At 61.9% G+C, this 19300-nt stretch carries 15 protein-coding genes, 1 tRNA gene and 2 pseudogenes; 13 read left to right on the top strand and 5 right to left on the bottom strand.

Annotation, left to right across the window (positions count from 1 at the left end; translation table 11 throughout):
- Positions 1-334 precede the first annotated feature (334 nt).
- From ACIDOCELLA78_RS85090 to ACIDOCELLA78_RS85060, 7 genes are all read left to right on the top strand, one after another.
- On the top strand, positions 335-1609 hold the full coding sequence (locus ACIDOCELLA78_RS85090; protein ID WP_249675263.1) for an ammonium transporter: 1275 nt from the start codon (positions 335-337) through the stop codon (positions 1607-1609).
- Positions 1610-1733: 124 nt separating this feature from the next.
- Positions 1734-4175, top strand: a complete 2442-nt coding sequence (locus ACIDOCELLA78_RS85085; protein ID WP_201728072.1) for a DNA translocase FtsK — start codon at positions 1734-1736, stop codon at positions 4173-4175.
- On the top strand, positions 4156-4566 hold the full coding sequence (locus ACIDOCELLA78_RS85080) for a hypothetical protein (protein ID WP_201728071.1): 411 nt from the start codon (positions 4156-4158) through the stop codon (positions 4564-4566). The genes ACIDOCELLA78_RS85085 and ACIDOCELLA78_RS85080 overlap by 20 nt, the downstream gene beginning before the upstream one ends.
- Before the next feature lie 52 nt (positions 4567-4618).
- Positions 4619-5533 (top strand): class I fructose-bisphosphate aldolase, encoded by a 915-nt coding sequence (locus ACIDOCELLA78_RS85075; RefSeq protein WP_201728070.1) that lies wholly within the window; start codon positions 4619-4621, stop codon positions 5531-5533.
- Positions 5530-6153 (top strand): thiamine phosphate synthase, encoded by a 624-nt coding sequence (gene thiE, locus ACIDOCELLA78_RS85070; RefSeq protein WP_201728069.1) that lies wholly within the window; start codon positions 5530-5532, stop codon positions 6151-6153. Before ACIDOCELLA78_RS85075 ends, thiE begins: the two co-directional genes overlap by 4 nt.
- Before the next feature lie 204 nt (positions 6154-6357).
- Entirely contained in the window at positions 6358-7878 is a 1521-nt protein-coding gene (locus tag ACIDOCELLA78_RS85065) for an alginate O-acetyltransferase AlgX-related protein (RefSeq protein ID WP_201728068.1), read from the top strand.
- 26 nt (positions 7879-7904) lie between these two features.
- Entirely contained in the window at positions 7905-8780 is an 876-nt protein-coding gene (locus tag ACIDOCELLA78_RS85060) for a hypothetical protein (protein WP_201728139.1), read from the top strand.
- Positions 8781-8928: 148 nt separating this feature from the next.
- Here ACIDOCELLA78_RS85060 and ACIDOCELLA78_RS85055 read toward each other — a convergent pair.
- Together ACIDOCELLA78_RS85055 and ACIDOCELLA78_RS85050 are read right to left on the bottom strand one after the other, a co-directional pair.
- A tRNA-Asn gene (locus ACIDOCELLA78_RS85055) sits at positions 8929-9004 on the bottom strand.
- Between the two features lie 498 nt (positions 9005-9502).
- The gene (locus tag ACIDOCELLA78_RS85050; RefSeq protein ID WP_201728067.1) at positions 9503-12136 is read right to left on the bottom strand and encodes a glycosyltransferase family 2 protein; all 2634 of its coding nucleotides are present in this window, start codon (positions 12134-12136) and stop codon (positions 9503-9505) included.
- A 273-nt stretch (positions 12137-12409) separates the two neighbouring features.
- Here ACIDOCELLA78_RS85050 and rpmI point away from each other — a divergent pair, with 273 nt between their 5' ends.
- Both rpmI and rplT read left to right on the top strand, forming a co-directional pair.
- Positions 12410-12613, top strand: a complete 204-nt coding sequence (gene rpmI, locus ACIDOCELLA78_RS85045; RefSeq protein WP_012040415.1) for a 50S ribosomal protein L35 — start codon at positions 12410-12412, stop codon at positions 12611-12613.
- 13 nt (positions 12614-12626) lie between these two features.
- Positions 12627-12983, top strand: coding sequence for a 50S ribosomal protein L20 (gene rplT / locus ACIDOCELLA78_RS85040; protein ID WP_174503753.1), 357 nt, complete (start codon positions 12627-12629; stop codon positions 12981-12983).
- 4 nt (positions 12984-12987) lie between these two features.
- Here the strand turns inward: rplT and ACIDOCELLA78_RS85035 are convergent, their stop codons facing one another.
- From ACIDOCELLA78_RS85035 to ACIDOCELLA78_RS85025, 3 genes are all read right to left on the bottom strand, one after another.
- Entirely contained in the window at positions 12988-14040 is a 1053-nt protein-coding gene (locus ACIDOCELLA78_RS85035) for a glycosyltransferase family 1 protein (protein WP_201728066.1), read from the bottom strand.
- Positions 14024-14851, bottom strand: coding sequence for a UDP-2,3-diacylglucosamine diphosphatase (locus ACIDOCELLA78_RS85030; protein ID WP_201728065.1), 828 nt, complete (start codon positions 14849-14851; stop codon positions 14024-14026). The genes ACIDOCELLA78_RS85035 and ACIDOCELLA78_RS85030 overlap by 17 nt, the downstream gene beginning before the upstream one ends.
- Positions 14852-14959: 108 nt before the next feature.
- On the bottom strand, positions 14960-15373 hold the full coding sequence (locus ACIDOCELLA78_RS85025; RefSeq protein ID WP_249675258.1) for a ketosteroid isomerase-related protein: 414 nt from the start codon (positions 15371-15373) through the stop codon (positions 14960-14962).
- A 125-nt stretch (positions 15374-15498) separates the two neighbouring features.
- On the opposite strand from ACIDOCELLA78_RS85025, the gene ACIDOCELLA78_RS85020 reads away from it, so the two are divergent.
- From ACIDOCELLA78_RS85020 to ACIDOCELLA78_RS85005, 4 genes and pseudogenes are all read left to right on the top strand, one after another.
- A complete protein-coding gene (locus ACIDOCELLA78_RS85020; RefSeq protein ID WP_201728063.1) occupies positions 15499-16503 on the top strand; it encodes an NADP-dependent oxidoreductase in 1005 nt (334 codons plus the stop codon).
- Between the two features lie 160 nt (positions 16504-16663).
- Positions 16664-17421: pseudogene (locus tag ACIDOCELLA78_RS85015) on the top strand (ABC transporter ATP-binding protein).
- Positions 17414-18106, top strand: coding sequence for an ABC transporter ATP-binding protein (locus ACIDOCELLA78_RS85010; protein WP_201728062.1), 693 nt, complete (start codon positions 17414-17416; stop codon positions 18104-18106). Before ACIDOCELLA78_RS85015 ends, ACIDOCELLA78_RS85010 begins: the two are co-directional and overlap by 8 nt.
- 21 nt (positions 18107-18127) lie before the next feature.
- Positions 18128-19300, top strand: a pseudogene (locus ACIDOCELLA78_RS85005) (ABC transporter substrate-binding protein); the annotation flags it as partial.

Genomic DNA, 19300 nt, shown 5'->3' with positions numbered 1-19300 from the left:
GCTGCCATTATCAATAACATGGAGCACTACATCCGATCCGGATGGTTCGGAAAGTGCTCTGATGCCTCAGATGTCGCATCTGCGGCAGATCCTGCAAGCCGCTGGCGCGCTCATCTGCCCGGCGCCACGCCGATCTGGGCAAATCCGATAAATGACCGAAAAATATGCAGAATATGACTATAAAAACAACAATATTTACCTGGATTCCGGCTTGTGCCCAACAAACAAACTTGAGCGTGTCTGGCACGATCTCTGCATAAGGAGGCGTATGGTTAAACGTATCGCAGAGCAGGAAGGATAACGGCGGATGAAAAGACGATTGCTCATCGGGAGCATGGCGGCTGCCCTGGGGGTCATGGGCTGGAATGCTGTGGCCTTCGCGGACACGGCGCCGAAGCTCGACTCGGGCGATACAGCCTGGATGCTCACCTCCTCGGTCCTGGTGCTGATGATGACCGTGCCGGGTCTGGCGCTCTATTATGGCGGCCTGCTGCGCCGGAAGAACATCCTGGCCATGCTGATGCAGTGCTTTTTCGCCACAGCGCTCATCTCGGTGCTGTGGGTGGTGATCGGCTACTCGCTGGCCTTCACCAAAGGCACGCCGTTCATCGGCGGCCTGTCCAGGGTCATGCTGATGGGCGATGGCACCGGCACGCTCTCCGGCACCATCCCGGAAACCGTATTCTGCATGTTCCAGTGCACCTTCGCGATCATCACGCCGGTGCTGATCCTCGGCGGCCCCGCCGACCGGCTCAAATTCTCCTCGGCCATGGTCTTTCTCGGCATCTGGCTGATCGCGGTCTACGCCCCGATCGCGCACATGGTCTGGGGTCCGGGCGGCTTCCTCGGCAGCCAGGGCGTGCTCGATTTCGCCGGCGGCACCGTGGTGCACATCAACTCCGCGGTCGCGGGTCTCGTGGCCGCCCTCATGGTCGGCAAGCGCACCGGCTATGGCACCACCAACATGGCGCCCGCCGATCTCGGCTACACGCTGGTCGGCGCGTCCCTGCTCTGGGTCGGCTGGTTCGGGTTCAACGCGGGCTCGGCCCTCACGTCGGGCGGCCAGGCCGGGTATGCGATGATCAACACCCACCTCGCCACCGCCGCCTCGGTCCTTTCATGGACGGTCGTGGAGTGGATGACGAAGGGCAAGCCCAGCCTGCTTGGCGCCGTGTCCGGCGCGGTCGCGGGTCTCGTCGCCATCACCCCGGCCTGCGGCTTCGTGCCGGTCGGCGGCGCGCTGGTCATCGGGCTTGTCGCTGGCGTCGTCTGCTTCTGGGGCGTCACCGGGTTCAAGGGCATGTTCGGATATGACGACGCGCTCGATGTCTGGGGCGTGCACGGGCTCGGCGGCATTGCCGGCGCGCTGCTCACCGGCGTCTTCGCGGTCAAGTCGATCGGCGGCACCAACGGCCTGCTCGCCGGCAACCCGCACCAGATGGTCCTCCAGGCCGAGGGAATCCTCGTCACCCTGCTCTATAGCGGCGTCGTCTCCTTCATCATCCTCAAGATCATCGACCTGACCATGGGATTGCGGGTCTCGGCCGAGGCCGAACGCGAAGGGCTCGACATCTCCGAGCACGGCGAAGTTCTGCAGCACGGCTACTGAATTTAATACAAAAAATTGTCCAGCCGACGGGCCGGAGGGAAACCTCCGGCCATTTTCTTTGTCAGATCAGTGTGATTCGGGTTATAGTTCAACCTCCGCCGTATTGCCGGAGTCAGGCACCCGAATGTCCGCGACCACCGAAACCCGCCAATTTCTCTCGCCCGCCCTGAAAGCGCGCTTTGCCCGGCATCTCGCCGAGATCGCAGCACTCTGCGCCGGTCTCGCCGGCCTGACGGTTCTGGTGTCGCTCGCCTCCTATCATCCCGGCGACCCCTCCTTCGACACCGCCTCCTCTCTGCCGCCGCAGAACCTTGCCGGCCGGTTCGGCGCGATCCTCGCCGACCTGCTGCTGCAAGGCTTCGGCATCGCCGGCGCCCTGCCGGCGCTGGTGCTGCTCGCCTGGGGGTTCGCGCTGGTCAATCGCGGCGAGATCACCCGCTGGCGGCTACGCGCCCTGTCCACCCTGTTCGCGATGCCGGCCCTGGCCTGCACGCTGGGCGTCCTGCAATCTTTCGACGCCGGCTTCGCGCCCGGCTGGCCGGCCGCATCCGGCCCCGGCGGCGCCGTCGGCACGCTGCTCGGCTTCTATGGCGCCGATGTCGCCCACTCGGCGCTCGGCATGGTCGGCCGCGCCGCCTTGCTGGGCCTGTCCGCCCTGCTGGGCACGGGGTTTACCGTCTTCGCCTTTGGCCTGACATCCGGCGAGTGGCGCCTTGCCGGGCGCCGCGCCGCCGCCGCCGCGGCCGTCTCCGCGCGGCATGGCCGCCGCGCCGTCCGGGCCGCCGGCAGCACGTCCATATGGCTCAAGGAAATCGTCGCCTCCCAGCCGATGTCCGAAACCACGGCGGCGGACGATCGGGCCTCGCTCGTCATCCCCCGCGGCCCGGCCGATGCCGATGATCCCGCCGCGTCCTACCACGATGATCCCGGCGCGGCGCCTAGCCCACGTGCCGCACCCTTCACCGAAACGGAGGGCCGCGCCCCGCCCTCGCGGCTGACCCGCGCCGCGCCGCCGCGCAAGGCCCCGCCGCGTCAGGAACGGCTGCCCCTGCCGGACAATCTCTGGCGCCTCCCGCCCCTCGAACTGCTCAAGCAGGCGCCCTCGCGCCAGTCATCCGGCGGCCCCAATGCCGAGGCGCTGCAAGCCAATGCACGGCTGCTCGAAACCGTTCTCGGCGATTACGGCGTGCAGGGCCGCATCGTTGAAATCCGCCCCGGCCCGGTCGTCACCCTCTACGAGCTTGAGCCCGCCCCCGGAATCCGCTCCGCCCGCGTCATCGGTCTCGCGGATGACATCGCCCGCAGCCTCTCCGTCCTCGCCGTCCGCATCGCCACCGTGCAGGGCCGCAACGTCATCGGCATCGAGGTGCCGAATGCGAAGCGGGAAACCGTGTTCCTCTCCGAGCTTCTCGAATCGGCGGACTGGAACGCCACCACCGGCCGCCTCGGCCTCGCCCTCGGCAAGGATATCGGCGGCAAGCCCGTCATCGCCGATCTCGCGCGCATGCCGCATCTGCTGATCGCCGGCACCACCGGCTCCGGCAAGTCGGTCGGCGTCAACGCGATGATCCTGAGCCTGCTCTACCGCCTGTCGCCCGAAGAATGCCGCCTGATCCTCATCGACCCGAAAATGCTCGAACTCTCCGTCTACGAGGGCATTCCGCACCTGCTCGCCCCCGTCGTCACCGAGCCGGCCAAGGCCGTCGCCGCCCTCAAATGGGTCGTGCGCGAAATGGAGCGCCGCTACCGCGCGATGAGCGGCCTCTCGGTGCGCAACATCGCCGGCTATAACGACCGGGTGAACGAAGCCCTCGCCCGCGGCGAGGTCGTCACCCGCCGCGTGCAGACCGGCTTCGATTCCGAAACCGGCAAGCCGATCTTCGAGGACCAGCCCCTCGCCCTCGAACCCCTGCCGCTCATCGTCGTCGTCATCGACGAGATGGCCGACCTCATGATGGTCGCCGGCAAGGAAATCGAGGCCGCCGTGCAGCGCCTCGCGCAAATGGCCCGCGCCGCCGGCATCCACGTCATCATGGCCACCCAGCGCCCCTCGGTCGACGTCATCACCGGCACGATCAAGGCGAACTTCCCCACCCGCATCTCCTTCCAGGTGATCTCCAAATTCGATAGCCGCACCATCCTCGGCGAGCAGGGCGCCGAGCAGCTCCTCGGCATGGGCGACATGCTCTACATGGCCGGCGGCGGCCGCATCACCCGCGTCCACGGCCCCTTCGTCTCCGACCGCGAGGTCGAGGATGTCGTCGCCTACCTGCGCGAACAGGGCGAGCCCGACTACGTCGAGGCCGTGACCGAGGCGGTGGAGGACGATGCACCCTCGATGCCCGGCCTCGCCGCGGCCGAGGGCGGCGAGGGCGGGCTCTACCAGCAGGCCGTCGCCCTCGTCGCGCGCGAGGGCAAGGCCAGCACCTCCTTCATCCAGCGCCACCTGCAAATCGGCTACAACCGCGCCGCCAAGCTCATCGAGCAGATGGAAAAGGACGGCGTCGTCGGCCCCGCCAACCATGTCGGCAAGCGCGAGGTGCTGATTGCCGGCGAGCGCGACTGAGCCGCCCCCCCCGGCGCTGATCGTCCACAACGCCGCGGATATCGCCCGCGCGCTCGCCCCCGCCCGCCCGGTCACGCTGCTCTCGCCCCCCGGCTTCGCCCTCTATGCCGGCTGCCTCTGGTGGCAGAGCCTGCTGGCCGCCGCATGCTTCGACGGACCCGCTCTGCTCGACTGCGCCGACGCCCCCGCCCGCGCCCTCGAAGCGCTCCGGCTCGGCCTGCGCGGCGTCATCCTCGATCCCGCCGCGCCCGCCTTCCCCCGCATCGCCACCCTCGCCGATGAATTCGGCGCAACCTTGCTCGCAGCACCGCCGCCAGCGCTCGATCTCGCGGGCGAAATCGCCCCCGCCACCCTCGCCGCATGGCTGGACGCCGCGAAAAATCCGGCTTAACGGCATCCCGCTTGCCATCTTTCAGCCTGAATACATTCAAAGGGAGATCCCAATGCGCGTCACTCAACGGGTCAGGAAGATCCTGAGCTGGTACGAAAGCGACAATCCCGGCACCAAGGCCAACCTCGCCCGCATCCTCATGCAGGGCAAGCTCGGCGGCACCGGCAAGATGGTCATCCTGCCGGTCGATCAGGGCTTCGAACACGGCCCCGCGCGCAGCTTCGCCAGCAATCCGGCCGCCTACGACCCGCACTACCATTTCCAGCTCGCCCTCGATGCCGGCCTGTCCGCCTACGCCGCCCCGCTCGGCATGATCGAGGCGGGCGCCGACGCCTTCGCCGGCAGCATCCCCACCATTCTCAAACTCAACTCCTCCAACTCGCTGGCCACCGAAAAGGACCAGGCCGTCACCGGCTCGATCTCCGACGCCCTGCGCCTCGGCTGCGCCGCCATCGGCTTCACCATCTATCCCGGCAGCGAACACCAGTTCGCGATGATGGAGGAATTCCGCGAACTCGCCGAAGAAGCCAAATCCGCCGGCCTCGCCGTCGTGCTGTGGTCCTACCCCCGCGGCCCGATGCTCGACAAGAAAGCCGAAACCGCCATCGACATCTGCGCCTACGCTGCCCACATGGCGGCACTCCTCGGCGCCCACATCATCAAGGTGAAGCCGCCCACCGAGCATATCGGCCTCGATGCCGCGCGGAAGGCCTACGAAAAGGTCGATGTCTCGACGATGGCCAAACGCATCAAACACGTCGTGCAGTCCTGCTTCAACGGCCGCCGCCTCGTCGTCTTCTCCGGCGGCGAAGCCACCGATTCGGCCAGCCTGCTCGACACCGTCCGCGCCCTCAGCGACGGCGGCGCCTCCGGCTCGATCATCGGCCGCAACGCCTTCACCCGCCCGCGGGACGAGGCGCTGGCCCTGCTCTCGCAAATCGTCGGCATCTACCAGGGCAAGGCTTGACCGCGCTCTACCTCATCACGCCGCCACGCATCGGCCCCGATTTCGCCGATGCGCTGGCGGCGGCGCTGGATGCTGGGCCGGTCGCCTGCGTCCAGCTCCGCCTCAAGAACGCACCGCCAGACGAGCTGCGCCGCGCCATCGATGCCCTGCGCCCCATCGCACAGTCCCGCGGCGTCGCCTTCCTGCTGAACGACGACCCCCGCCTCGCGCTCGAAACCGGGTGCGACGGCGCCCATCTCGGCCAGGACGACCTCGCCGCCCACGGCGGCCTCCCCCACATCCGCCGCCTGCTCGATGGAATGAGCCTCGGCATCACCTGCCACGATAGCCGGCACCTCGCCATGGAAGCCGCGGAACACGGCGCGGACTACGTCGCCTTCGGCGCCTTCTTCCCCACCACGACCAAAACGCCGAAAACCCGCGCCGACATCGAACTGCTGCGCTGGTGGTCAGACCTGATGGAAATCCCCTCGGTCGCCATCGGCGGCATCACCCAAGACAATTTTTCGCTCCTGACCGAAGCGGGCGCCGACTTCATTGCGGTGATCGGCGCTGTATGGAATCATCCCGACGGCCCAGCCGCAGGTGTGCGGGGGTTTCTCGAACGAATTCACACTTAGCTGAACATGAAAATATTTTACAAAAAGGAGAAAATAATTTTACTTCGAATTTAAAAAAAATATGGAAAAATCAAAAATATTGGCGTTAAAAATATACCATTCAAAAATTCGAATTTAAAATAGTTATTTAGGTAGCGGCACCCGATCTGCATAGTACGATTTTTATCATTAGATGATGATTTAATTTAAATAATGGGGAAAAACATGAATAATGAACAGAAGTATTTATCTGTAAGTCCAGACGTACATATTGGTCTTGATGGATGGCTATTTCTTATTGGGGGTAGTAATGACGTATTAAATTTTTACACAGATCCTTCATTTTTTTCTGATAGTGACGCAGAAAATTGGATCAAACTTCTTGGAAAGCGAAATCAGATACTTTCCCAACTTGGGATCATATATCGTCATGTTGTGGCCCCAGAAAAATTATCTGTGTTTCCAGAATTTTTCGGAAAATCTCTTCCGCACCATGAAAGTGCTCCTGCGAATAAAATAGTAAAAAAATTAGAAGGGAGACAAGATTCGGAGATTTTTATAAATCCAACATATTTACTTAAAGCCGGCAACGGAGCGCTCCCATCATACTTCAAAACTGATACACATTGGACGGCATGGGGGGCTTATCTTGTCTTCATGCAGATATGTTGGTCATTGAATATCAAAGTAAATTTTGCCTTGAGGGAGACCTCGTTCTCACGATGGAATCAAACATTTGATCTTGGGTCTAAAATAACACCAAACATAACTGAAAATCAAATCTATTTCCCAATGTCAAAGAATGTTTCTAGAATATATGCCAATGAGATTGTTCTTGCGCGAGAGGCAGATATTCCGCACAGAGTTCCGCCAAGCCATCATGGAACGCATACTATTTTCAAAAATGAAAATGCAGAGTTAGACAAAACTATAATCATATTCGGAGACTCGTTTTCGGGATACGGCGAGTCAATGTTAACATCAATGTTCGTTGAAACATTTAAAAACGTACATTTCTTGTGGACTGAAAATATTGATTATGATTATGTAAAACGAAATAAGCCGGACATTGTCATATCGGAGCTGGCGGAACGTTTTATGGGGCGCTTGCCAACGGACAATACAAGTTTCAATGATTTGGTAGAAAGAAGAATGAATGAATTTTTAACGAAAAACGCGGAGGAGGCTACTTCTGTCGATTCAACTCAGTTCGAAATTTCTAAAAATGAAATTGGTGTTAATGTGGAAAATAACGGCACAACGAATTCTGTTATAGATTCACTAAAATCTTATAAATCAGACCAGGAGATACTTTCTATAGATTTTACGATTTATGGTAATGGAGATTCGTTTGAAACGGAGTCGATTGATCAACCAGAAGAAACTCACCGATGGTGTCTTAATGATAGTTCAAGAATAAAAATTTTAAACGCTCCACAGGAAATATTAGGTGGAGTTTTCTTGTTCGAGTTTGATTTTGCATTGTTTAATCCAATTACGGAATTAGGTGGTCAATATCTAAGAATCGTCTTTAATGAATATGTTGTATTCGGACAGAAAATCTATTCTGACGGAAAGATATCATGTCTGGTAAATATGCCGCCCTTGCAAAATAACAATGTCTTCGAAATAAATTTGTTTCATCCAGATCACCGTATGCCAAGCGAATTTTTAAATGTGGATGACCAGAGGCAATTATCGATTGCTCTTAAAAGAATGTCATTCATAAAGCTAATGGAGTTTTGATTATGACAAAAATATATGACTGATTTATTTTTTTCAATGAAATAGATATTCTAACTATAAGACTAAATGAATTATATGATGTTGTTGATTATTTTGTAGTATGTGAAGCAACTAAAACATTCCAGGGCGCTGATAAGCCACTTTATTTTAAAGAAAATATACAGTTATTCGAAAAATTTCTTCAAAAAATCATTCATGTAGTTGTTGACGATATGCCCGATGGCGACGCTTGGGCGAGAGAACATCATCAACGAAATTCATTACGCCGAGTCATACAGAATTGTGAGTCGAACGACTTTATTATTATATCTGACACAGATGAAATAATTCGACGAGAAACAATACAGGAACTAAGGCAAGATTTACCAAAATATGCAATGTTTGATATGCCAATGTTTCAGTATTTTCTAAATTTGCGCTCAGATGTGGCTGGATTGCGTACGCCGTTCGGATTTCAATATGATATGATTGACCAAATTGATGATTTCAATCAAGTCAGAAACGCTGAGAGCAGACATTTTTGCAAATTCGGCCGAGATGCAAAAATGTTCCATCAATCGGGATGGCATATGACCTACATCGGCGGCGTGTCGCGTATCAGATATAAGTTAAATTCCTACTCGCATACAGAGGAATGGGCTAGGTCTCTGCTGGAGCCAGATGGCTTAACTTTGCTAAAGCAATTTGTTATTGGCTATGGAGTGGGTAATGGTTGGCATCTTTCCCAATTTGTCGAAATCGACGAAACATTTCCGAAATTTGTACTGGAAAATAAATCCTACTTTATAGAAAAAGATATGATCCGTGATCCGTATATTGCTCTGAGGGAACTTCAGCGGCTTGCCAGATATCTTGATGATGAGAACAGGAATTTAAAAAAACAGATAGAACTCTTGCAATAGACAATGACTACAGCGCTATGATCAGGCCTCGCTATCTGGAGCGGGGGACGCACTCGTCAACAAAGTTACGCACAAACAATAAAGAGGGCATATTCCCACGGAAAATGACCAACGGGATTAAAATTTATAACAAGAGGCTTTGAGAATCTGGCTCCCGGAGTAGGACTCGAACCTACGACCGAGCGGTTAACAGCCGCTTGCTCTACCAACTGAGCTATCCGGGACCAGTGCGAAGCCTCATAGCGAAGGCCGCGGCGTATGGCAACAGGGAAGGTTCATATCCGCCTTGCAACGCCCGGTCTGGACGCCGCGACAGGAACGACATCTGCCCCAGGCCGGGAGATGGCGCGCAAGACAAGCGGGAAAATGGAATGGCCCTCCCCGGACTCGAACCGGGATGCCCGTAAGGGCGCGCGATTTTCGTACCACTTCGGCTTTCGCCGCCCCATCCGGGTTCGTGGTCTGGACTGTCCCTTCACCCTGTCACAAGCTCGCGCCGGTGATGTAGGTGCCGCCCGTCCAGTCTCTACACCTTCCCGTTTCCGGGCTTGGCTCGGGATTAGCAGTTAAGCCTTCCCCGACTTTGAGCGGTTCTACGCCGGGCATTTCCACCCGGGCACCCAATTTACGATGAGTCGCGTTCGTCTACCAATTCCGACAGAGGGCCGGTGCCCAACGATATATCCAATCCCGCCGTCCCTGCAAAGAGCCCCGCGCCCGCCTCAGCCGCCGCCCGCCTTCCGCCGCCGCTTGCGCGCCGGCACCCTGCCGCTGGCCCCTTCGCCCAGCGGAAACCGCGCCGGCGGAACCGGTCCCGCCGCCGCCACCGCCGCCGGGTCGATCACCCGCAAATCCCGATAGGCGCCGCCCTCGCGGCTGAAATGCGGGCTGTAGAACGGGTCCGCCGCCAGCTCCCGCCCCCAGCGCGACAGCATCGCCTCGTTCTCGAACATGAACCGCGCCACCTTCGAATCGTCGAAATCATCGCCCCGGCTCAGGCTCTCCCGATGCTCGCAAACGGCATCCGCCGCATAGATGATCCGATAGCCCGCCGCCCTGATCTTCATGCACAGATCGACATCGTTGAACGCAACCGTCAGCTCCGCCTCGTCGAACCCCCCGGCCGCCTCGAACGCCTCCCGCCGCACCAGCATGCAGGCCGCCGTCACCGCCGCAACCTCCCGCGTCGCGATCGCATGCGCGATATAGCCGGGAGTCTCCCCCGGCAGCCCGCGAAAGGCATGGTCCGCCACGCCCCCAACCCCCAGAACCACCCCGGCATGCTGCACCGTGCCGTTCGGATACAGCAGCTTGGCACCCACCGCCCCCACGCCCGGATCGGCCAGCGCCTCGTTCAGCATGGTCCGCAGCCAGCCCGGGTCGCGCACGAACACGTCGTTGTTCATGAACAGCAGGAACGGATGCCGCGCCGCCGCCGCCCCGAGATTGTTGATCCGCGAATAGTTGAACGGCTCGGCGATCCGCAGCACCCGCGTATCCGGCAGATTCCCCTGCTCGACGGCGAAGCGCTCCGCATCCGCCTCTTGCGACCAGTTGTCGAGCAGCAATGTTTCACATGAAACATTCTGCGTCACCTCGCGGAGCGCGCGCACGCATTGTTCCGTCATGCCGATATGATCGCGATACGGAATCAGGATCGACACGCCGGGATCGTCGTCGAGGGCGAAGCTCGTCCGGTAGCACGTCAGCGCGCCGCGCCGCGTGGTCTGCGCGGCAAGACCCCGGCGTTGCAGATGCGCCACGACCGCCCTGGCCCCCGCGCCCGCGGCGGCCGGCTTCGCCGCGCCCGAGCCGGCGGTGGAGCCCTGGGTGATGCGCCAATGATAAAGAATTTCCGGCACGTGATGAATCTCGTGCGCGCCAACCCGCTCGACCATCCGCAGCAGCAGGTCGTGGTCCTGCGCGCCGTCCAGAAGCGGGTCCAGCGGGCCGGCCTCGCGGATCAGCGCGGCATCGGCCACCACCAGATGGCAGATATAGTTGAGGTCGAGCAGCAGGCGGTAATTGAAATCCGGCTTGAAATTCGGCTCCGAAACCCGCCCGCGCCGGTCGATCTTGTCCTCGTCCGAATAAAGCAGGCGCGCCCCGGTCGCCGCCTGCGCCCGCATCATCGCATCGAGCGCGCAAGGCTCAAGCACGTCGTCATGGTCGAAAAACGCGATGAACGCGCCACGCGCCAGTTCGATCGCGCGATTGGTGGCGGCGGCGATGCCGCGATTGGCCGGCAGCCGCTCGACCCGGATGCGGGAGTCGCGCCTCGCGAGGTCGCGCAGCGAGCCCGTCAGCCCCGGATCGTCGCTGCCATCGTCGATCAGGATGAGTTCCCAGTTCCGGTAGCTCTGCGCCAGAACCGAGTCCACCGCGGCGATGAACGCGCCCTGCTCCGGCCGATACACCGGGCAGAGAACCGAGACCAGCGGCGCGTCCTCCCGCGTGCCGTAGCGCGCCGCGATGCGCGCCGGGGCCAGCTTCTGGCTCTCCGCGGCCCAGTCGCGATAGCTGGCGAGGGAGAACCTTTCGGCCGGCAGCACCGCCTTGAGATCCCGCCGCAGCCCATAGGCATAGCGCAGCAGGTCGTCCGCCTTTTCGATCAGCGCGTTGATGCGCGCGCGTTCCGACGTTCCCGGCACGCGGATCTCCACCGGGCTGCCCCGCAGCGCGATACGATCCGGCATCATGTGAAAATCGAACGTCACCGCGCCATGGGCGTGAAACGAAGCCGGCGGTGTCCAGGAAAACCCGCATGACGGATCGGCGCCGAGCGCCTCGGCCACGTCGGCGCGGAACTGGTCGGCCAGCAGTTCGGCAACCGGCTGGCCGCGCGTGGAGACGAGAATGCGCAGCCCGCCCGCCTTCAGCCCCGCCTGCTCGTCGACCCGCAACGCCCAGCCCTGCACCGCCCCGTCCACGAGACCATCGAGCACCCCTTCGACATGCACCCGCCGCGTCAGGCAGAAATGCAGCTCCGGCAAGGCAAAGCCGGCCCGGCTCGGCAGCGATACGGGCTGTCCATCCATCGTCGCGAGCGACAGCACATGCCGCAGACCGTCCTGGTGGATGTAGGGAATCGCGAAGTGAAATCCGACCCTTGTGTTCGGCAGATGCAGGCGGTGCAGATCCGGCCGGTCGAGGTCGCAGGTGATGACGTCGGCGATCTGGCCATCGATCATGACGCGGAGCGACAGCGGCCGCGACATGTCGGCGGGGTCGACGGCCCATCCGGCCAGCGAGGCCTCTTCGATCCGGTCGAGAAACCCGAGAATGGTGGAGCCGGTCTTCGCGCTGACGGGTGGTATGGCCCCGCTTCGCCCGGAATTCGCCGAAGGTTTTGCCATGAAATATTTCCTGTCAAATGGCCGCTGCGTGCCGCGTCGGTACGCTCAAATGCCAGAACCATATCGAATAATATTTAAGCATTGTTTACCGATGTCGGCCGGGGGCGGCAAGCAGGCGGCGAACCGGCGGCGGGCCGAGTTGCCAAGCCCGGCGCGATTGCCTATACCGCCCGCTTCCAGCGCGATCAGGTCGCGAGCCCGGGCCTTTTTGGCATGCCCGGCCGCACGCCGCGCCCCCGGCCAAAGCCGGGTATGGACGAGAAGGAGTATGAAATGCCGAAGATGAAGACCAAGTCGTCGGTCAAGAAGCGGTTCAAGATCACCGCGACCGGCAAGGTGATGGCGGGCCATGGCAACAAGCGCCACGGCCTGATCAATCGCTCCCAGAAAATGAAGCGCACCAATCGCGGCACGATGGCGCTGCCCGAGCAGGACGGCAAGACCGTCAAGCAGTGGGCCCCCTACGGTCTGGATTGAGGAGCGATAAAGCATGGCACGTGTCAAACGGGGTGTGACGACGCACGCCCGTCACAAGAAGGTCCTCAAGCAGTCCAAGGGGTTTGTCGGCCGCTCGTCGACCAATTACCGGATTGCGCTCGAACGTCTCGAAAAGGCGCTGCGCTACGCCTATCGCGACCGCCGGAACAAGAAGCGTGAATTCCGCGCGCTCTGGATCCAGCGCATCAACGCCGCCGTGCGCGAGCAGGGCATGACCTACAGCCAGTTCATCGCCGCGCTCAAGGCCGCGAATATCGAGCTGGACCGCAAGGTTCTCGCCGCGATGGCGTTCGACGACCCCGCCGGTTTCACCGCGATTGTCGAGGCGGCAAAGGCCGTCCGCGCCTGAATAATCAATCTGGTGCCGGTCCGTCGACGCGGGTCGGCACCAGATGCTGCATGAACAACGCCGCGCATGACGCCCAGTCATGCCGCTCGGCAAAGCGCCGGCAGTCTTCACGGTCGAGCTGAAGTGCTTTCAGCGCCGCCACCCCCAGATTGTCATCCAGAATGCCGACCTCCGGGGTCTCGCCGCCAATGATATCAGCCGGTCCGGGAACCGGGAACGCGGCAACCGGCGTTCCGCTCGCCAGCGCCTCCAGCACGACAAGGCCGAACGTGTCCGTCCGGCTCGGAAAGACGAAGACATCGGCGCTCGCGAACAGCGCGGCGAGATCCGGCCCCTGCCGCGTGCCGAGAAACACGGTGCGCGGTCCGGCGTAACGGCGCTCCAGCGCTGCGCGCGCCGGCCCGTCGCCGACCACGAGCCTGGTGCCCGGCAGGTCCAGATCGAGGAAGGCCGGCAGGTTTTTCTCCACCGCGAGCCGCCCCACCGACAGGAAGATGGGCCGCTCATACGGCAGATCGATCGCCCGCGACGGGTTGAACAGCTCGGCGTCCACCCCGCGTGACCAGAGTTTGGTATCGGCGAAGCCCCAGCGGCGCAGCTCGGCCGCGATCGAGGCGGTGGCGACCATGGTGCCCGCGCCGTGGCGATGGAACCGCCGCAGCCATGCGTGCGACAGGCTGACCGGCAGGCCGGTCCGCGCCGCGAGATATTCCGGGAACCGGGTGTGATAGGCCGTGGTGAAGCGCCATCCCCGGCGGCGCGCCAGCCGCAGCGCCGCAAGGCCGAGCGGCCCCTCGGTCGCGATATGCAGCGCATCGGGCGCGAACTCGTCGACCATTCTGCGCAGCCGCCGGCCCGGCGCGACCGAGAGCCGGATTTCGGCATAGAACGGGCAGGGCAGTGTCATGAACCGGTCGGGCCCGATCACCACGACCTGCTGACCGTCGCGCCGCAACTCGTCGGTCAGCATCGAGAGGGTGCGCACGACACCGTTCACCTGGGGGTGCCAGGCGTCGCTGACGATCATGATCCGGGCAGGCTCAGGCAGGAGCGACATCCATCGCGCCCGGCTGCACGACGGCGCCGCGGGGGGCAAGGAAGGACAGCCGGTTCAGGGCGGCCCAGTCGAGCAGTTCGAGCTGCCCGTCGTGATGTTCGACCAGCGCCGTGCAACTCTCCACCCAGTCGCCGTCGTTGATGTAGCGGATGCCGTTCACGTCCCGCATCTCGGGGTGGTGGATATGGCCGCAGACCACGCCATCGAACCCGCGCGCCGCCGCTTCCGCCGCGAGCGCGACCTCGAACCGGTCGATCGCCTTGACCGCCTCCTTCACCTGCCGCTTCAGATAGGCGGACAGCGACCAGTACGGATAGCCGAGCCGTGCTCTCGCGGCATTGAACCAGCGGTTCAGCACCAGCGCCGCGCCATAGGCCCAGTCGCCCAGCACCGCCAGCAGCCTCGCATAGCGCACCACGGAGTCGAACTGATCGCCATGGATGATCAGCAGCCGTTCCCCGGCCGCGGTGACGTGTTCGGCTTCGTCGGCAAACCGGATACCGGCGATTTCAAGGCTCAGATGAAGATAGCGCCGCACGGCTTCATCGTGGTTGCCGGGAACATAGGTGATCTTCGTGCCGGCGCGGGCGCTGCGGAGCAGTAGCGTGATGACATCGTCGTGGTGTTTGTCCCAATACCATCCGCGCCGCAGCCGCCAGCCATCGATGATGTCGCCGACGAGATAGATATGTTCGGCGCTAGTCCGGCGGAGGAAATCGGCGAGGAAATCAGCCCGGCAGCCGCGCGTGCCGAGATGGGTGTCCGAGATGAACACGCTGCGATAGCGTGTGATCGCGCCGGGAGCTGTCATGCCGCGCTCACTACGGCAGGGGAACGCGCCGCTCCTAATGAAACTCTGGTGACAGATCCTCGATCTTTACAGGATCATGACGATTTTCGTGCCTCTTGCGCCGCCGCCTCAGGCGCTGACCTGGCGCAGCCAGTCCTGCAAATTGTAATAATTGGAAACGCGGGCGATCTTGCCGGCGCGCACCTCGAAGAACGCGCCGGCCGGCAGGATGTAGCGCTGGCCGCACGCCTCCGGCAGGCCGGGGTCGGTTTGCAGATATTCGCCGTGGACGACGAATTCCGCGGCCGCCCGGCTGCCGTCCTGGTTAGCCATGATGACGATATCCGCGAGCCGCTCGCGATAGGACACGTTCATGTGGCCAAGAAACCTCGCAAAGGCCGGCCGCCCGGTTTCGCGCTCCCCCTGGTTGATGTCGTGCGCGACGTCGTCGGACAGCAGATCGAGCATCGCCTGCGGCTGCCCGTCGTTGAACGCCGCGTAATAGGCCGCGATCAGCGCGGTCGTCGTTTCGGCCGGTGTCATCTGCATGGTCCTTCATCCCCTTGCGCGCCCCGAACATTCCAGACTTCCCGGCCCGCTTCAAGATTCGGCCCCTTGCTGTCGTCCGGACAACGGCCTACCCTTTACGTCAACATATGGAGCGAACCATGAGCCAGCCCGAATCCCGCCAGTTCCGCCTGATCCGCCGCCCCGTCGGCCTGCCGAAGCGCGATGATTTCGAATATCGCGTCGAGCCGGCGCGCAAGCCCGACGAGGGCGAGATCATGGTCGGCGTCGAATACATCTCGCTCGACCCCGCGATGCGCGGCTGGATGAACGAGGGCAAGTCCTACATCAAGCCGGTCGGGCTCGGTGAGGTCATGCGCGCCGGCGCGGTCGGCACCATCATCGAGAGCCGCGCCGCGGGGTTTGCGGCCGGCGATGTCGTCACCGGCCCGTTCGGCGTGCAGAGCGTGGCGACGATCGCGGCGAAGGACTGCCTGAAGGTCGACCCGACCCTGGCGCCGAAGCCGCTGTTCATCTCCACCCTCGGGATGCCCGGCATGACCGCGTATTTCGGCCTGCTCGCGGTCGGCGAACCGAAGGCGGGGGAAACCGTGGTAGTGTCGGCCGCCGCCGGTGCCGTGGGCGCGCTGGTGGGGCAGATCGCGAAGATCCAGGGCTGCCGCGTGGTGGGCATTGCCGGGCGTGAAGACAAATGCCGCTACATCGTCGACGAACTCGGGTTCGACGCGGCGATCGACTACAAATCCGAGAGCGTTCCCGAAAGGCTGCGCGAAACCTGCCCCGACGGGATCGATGTCTATTTCGACAATGTCGGCGGGCAGATCCTCGATGACTGCCTGGCCCGCATCAACCTGCGCGCCCGCATCGTGATCTGCGGCGCGATCTCGCAATACAACAACACGACGCCGGTGCGCGGGCCGGCGAACTATCTTTCGCTTCTGGTCAATCGAGCGCGCATGCAGGGCATGATCGTTTTCGATTGGGCGGATCGCTACCCCGAAGGGATGCGGGCCATGGCGGGGTGGCTGCGGCAGGGAAAGCTGAAAAGCCGTGAAGATATCGTCGACGGTCTGGAAAATTTCCCGGAAACGCTTCTGAAACTTTTCTCCGGCGATAATTTCGGAAAACTCATAACGAAAGTGTGAAATCATATCCGGCGGCGTTCAGGCTCTTGCGTGAGCGCGGCCGATATGCCACGAGGCCGTCACAATTCAGTGACCGGCCATGGTGGGGCCGACGAGGGGAAAATGTCGTTTATCGTCAACTCGGCCCCCGCCTTCGTGGCGGCAGGGTGTCGGTCGATCCATGGCCGATAACATACTCGAGGCGCGCGGTCTGGCGAAGGGTTTTCGCGGCTTCATGGCTGTGCAGGACGTCGATCTGTCGATCGAGCGCGACAGCATTCATGCGCTGATCGGCCGAATGGCGCCGGCAAGACCACCTGCTTCAACCTGCTGACCAAGTTCCTGCAACCCAGCGCGGGCCAGATCATGTTCGAGGGTCGGGACATCACCGACCTGAAGCCGGCCGATGTCGCGCGTCGCGGCCTGGTGCGCAGCTTCCAGATTTCCGCGGTTTTCGGCCATATGAGCGCGCTTGAGAACGTGCGCGTCGCCCTGGCCCGCTCGCGTGGCGGCAATTTCGATTTCTGGCGCAGCGAACGCGCGCTTTCGGTGTTCAACGACCGGGCGCACGAACTGCTCTACGATGTCGGGCTTTCGGACAGTGTCGAGGTGCCGGCGGCGGAACTCTCCTATGGCCGCAAGCGCGCGCTGGAGATCGCGACCACGCTGGCGCTCGATCCGAAGCTGATGCTGCTCGACGAGCCGACGGCCGGCATGACCGAATCGGATGTTGCCCGGATCGTGGCACTCATCCGCCAGATCCGGAAGGGGCGCACGATCCTGATGGTGGAGCACAATCTCTCCGTCGTCTCCGGCCTGTCGGACCGGATCACCGTGCTCGCGCGCGGCCGCGTGCTGGCCGAGGGCGATTACGCCAGCGTGTCCACCAACGAGGCGGTCATCACCGCCTATCTCGGCTCGGAGCACGCCGATGCTTGAAATCGCCGATCTCAACGCGTGGTACGACGAGAGCCACGTTCTGCACGGCATGAAGTTCGAGGTGCGCGAGGGTGAGTGCGTCACCCTGCTCGGCCGCAACGGCGCCGGAAAATCGACCACGCTGAAGGCGATCATGGGGCTGGTTCCGAAGCGGACGGGCAGCATCCGCTTTCGCGGCGCCGAACTGATCGCAGCCCGCCCCGATACGATCGGCCGGGCCGGCATCGGCTTCTGTCCGGAAGATCGCGGCATCTTTGCCGGTCTGACGGTCGAGGAAAACCTCATGCTGCCGCCGGTTGTCGCCCCCGGCGGCATGAGCATCGCCGATATTCACGAGCTGTTTCCCAATCTGCGCGAGCGCGCGAAAAGTCCGGGGACGAAACTCTCCGGCGGCGAACAGCAGATGCTGGCCATCGCCCGCATCCTGCGCACGGGCGCGAAACTGCTGTTGCTCGACGAGCCGACCGAAGGGCTGGCGCCCGTCATCGTCCAGCAGATCGGCCACATGATCGCCGAGATCAAGCGCCGCGGCTTCACCGTGCTGCTGGTGGAGCAGAATTTCCGTTTTGCCGCCAAGCTTGCTGATCGGCACTACCTCGTCGAGCATGGACAGGTCGTCGACATGATCCCGGCCCATGAGCTCGCCGCCCGCGCCGAGTCGCTCAACCAGCGACTTGGCATCTGAACCTCAACGAAGGAAACATCCATGGACCTGAGCAGAAGAAACCTTCTCGGCGGCGCCGCCGCCGGTGTTGCCGCGGCCTCGCTGCCCGGCGCGCGGGCGCGCGCGGCCTCGGCGAAGAAGCTCAAGATCGCCGTGATCAGCGATTTCTCCGGCCCCTATCGCGACATTGGCGGCCCGACCTCGGTGGCGTGTGTCGAGCAGGCGATCGCGGATTTCGGCGCCAAGCAGAAGGGCTATGACGTCGAGGTGATCCGTGGCGACCACCAGGAGAACCCGGGTGTCGGCACCGCGCTGGCCGCCGCTTCTACGACCAGGGTGCGGATCTCGTGATCGACGTGCCGAACTCGGCCATCGGCATCGCCATCGAGGGCGTCGCGCACGACAAGAACCGCGCCTACATCAACACCAACTCCGCCTCTTCCGAGATCACCGGCAAGTTCTGCAACGCGCAGACCGTGCACTGGACCTACGACACTTACATGCTGTCGCACTCCACCGGCGGCGCCATCGTGAAGTCGGGCGGCAAGAAGTGGTTCTTCATCACGGCCGACTACGCGTTCGGCCATCTGCTGCACGAGCAGACCGCCGCGGTCGTCAAGCAGATGGGCGGTCAGGTTCTCGGCAACATCAATTATCCGTTCCCGACCACGACCGACTTCTCCTCCTACCTGATCCAGGCGCAGGCGTCCGGCGCCGACGTGCTCGGCCTCGCCAACGCGGGCAAGGACACGGTGAACTCGATCAAGCAGGCGCACCAGTTCGGCCTGAACAAGAAGATGCACATCGCCGGCCTGCTGATCTTCCTGAACGACGTGCATGGCATGGGCCTCGAGGTTGCGCAGGGCCTGACGCTCACCGAGAGCTTCTACTGGAACCTGAACGACCGCACCCGCGCCTTCATGAAGCGGGTGAAGCCGCGCACGCCGAACAACTATCCTTCGATGGGCCAGGCCGGCAGCTATTCCGGCACGCTGCACTTCCTCAAGGCCGTCGAGGCCATGAACAACATGAAGGATGTGAAGAACGGCGCCGCCGTCGTCGCGCAGATGAAGAAGATGCCGACCGACGACGATGCCTATGGCAAGGCCTATATCCGTGAGGATGGCCGCTTCATGTGCGATGCCTACCTGTTCCGCGTGAAGTCGCCTTCCGAGAGCAAGGAACCGTGGGACTACTACGAGCTCCTCGCCACGA

It is taken from the genome of Acidocella sp. C78, assembly GCF_907164655.1.
This window is presented reverse-complemented; position numbering and strand designations above follow the sequence as displayed.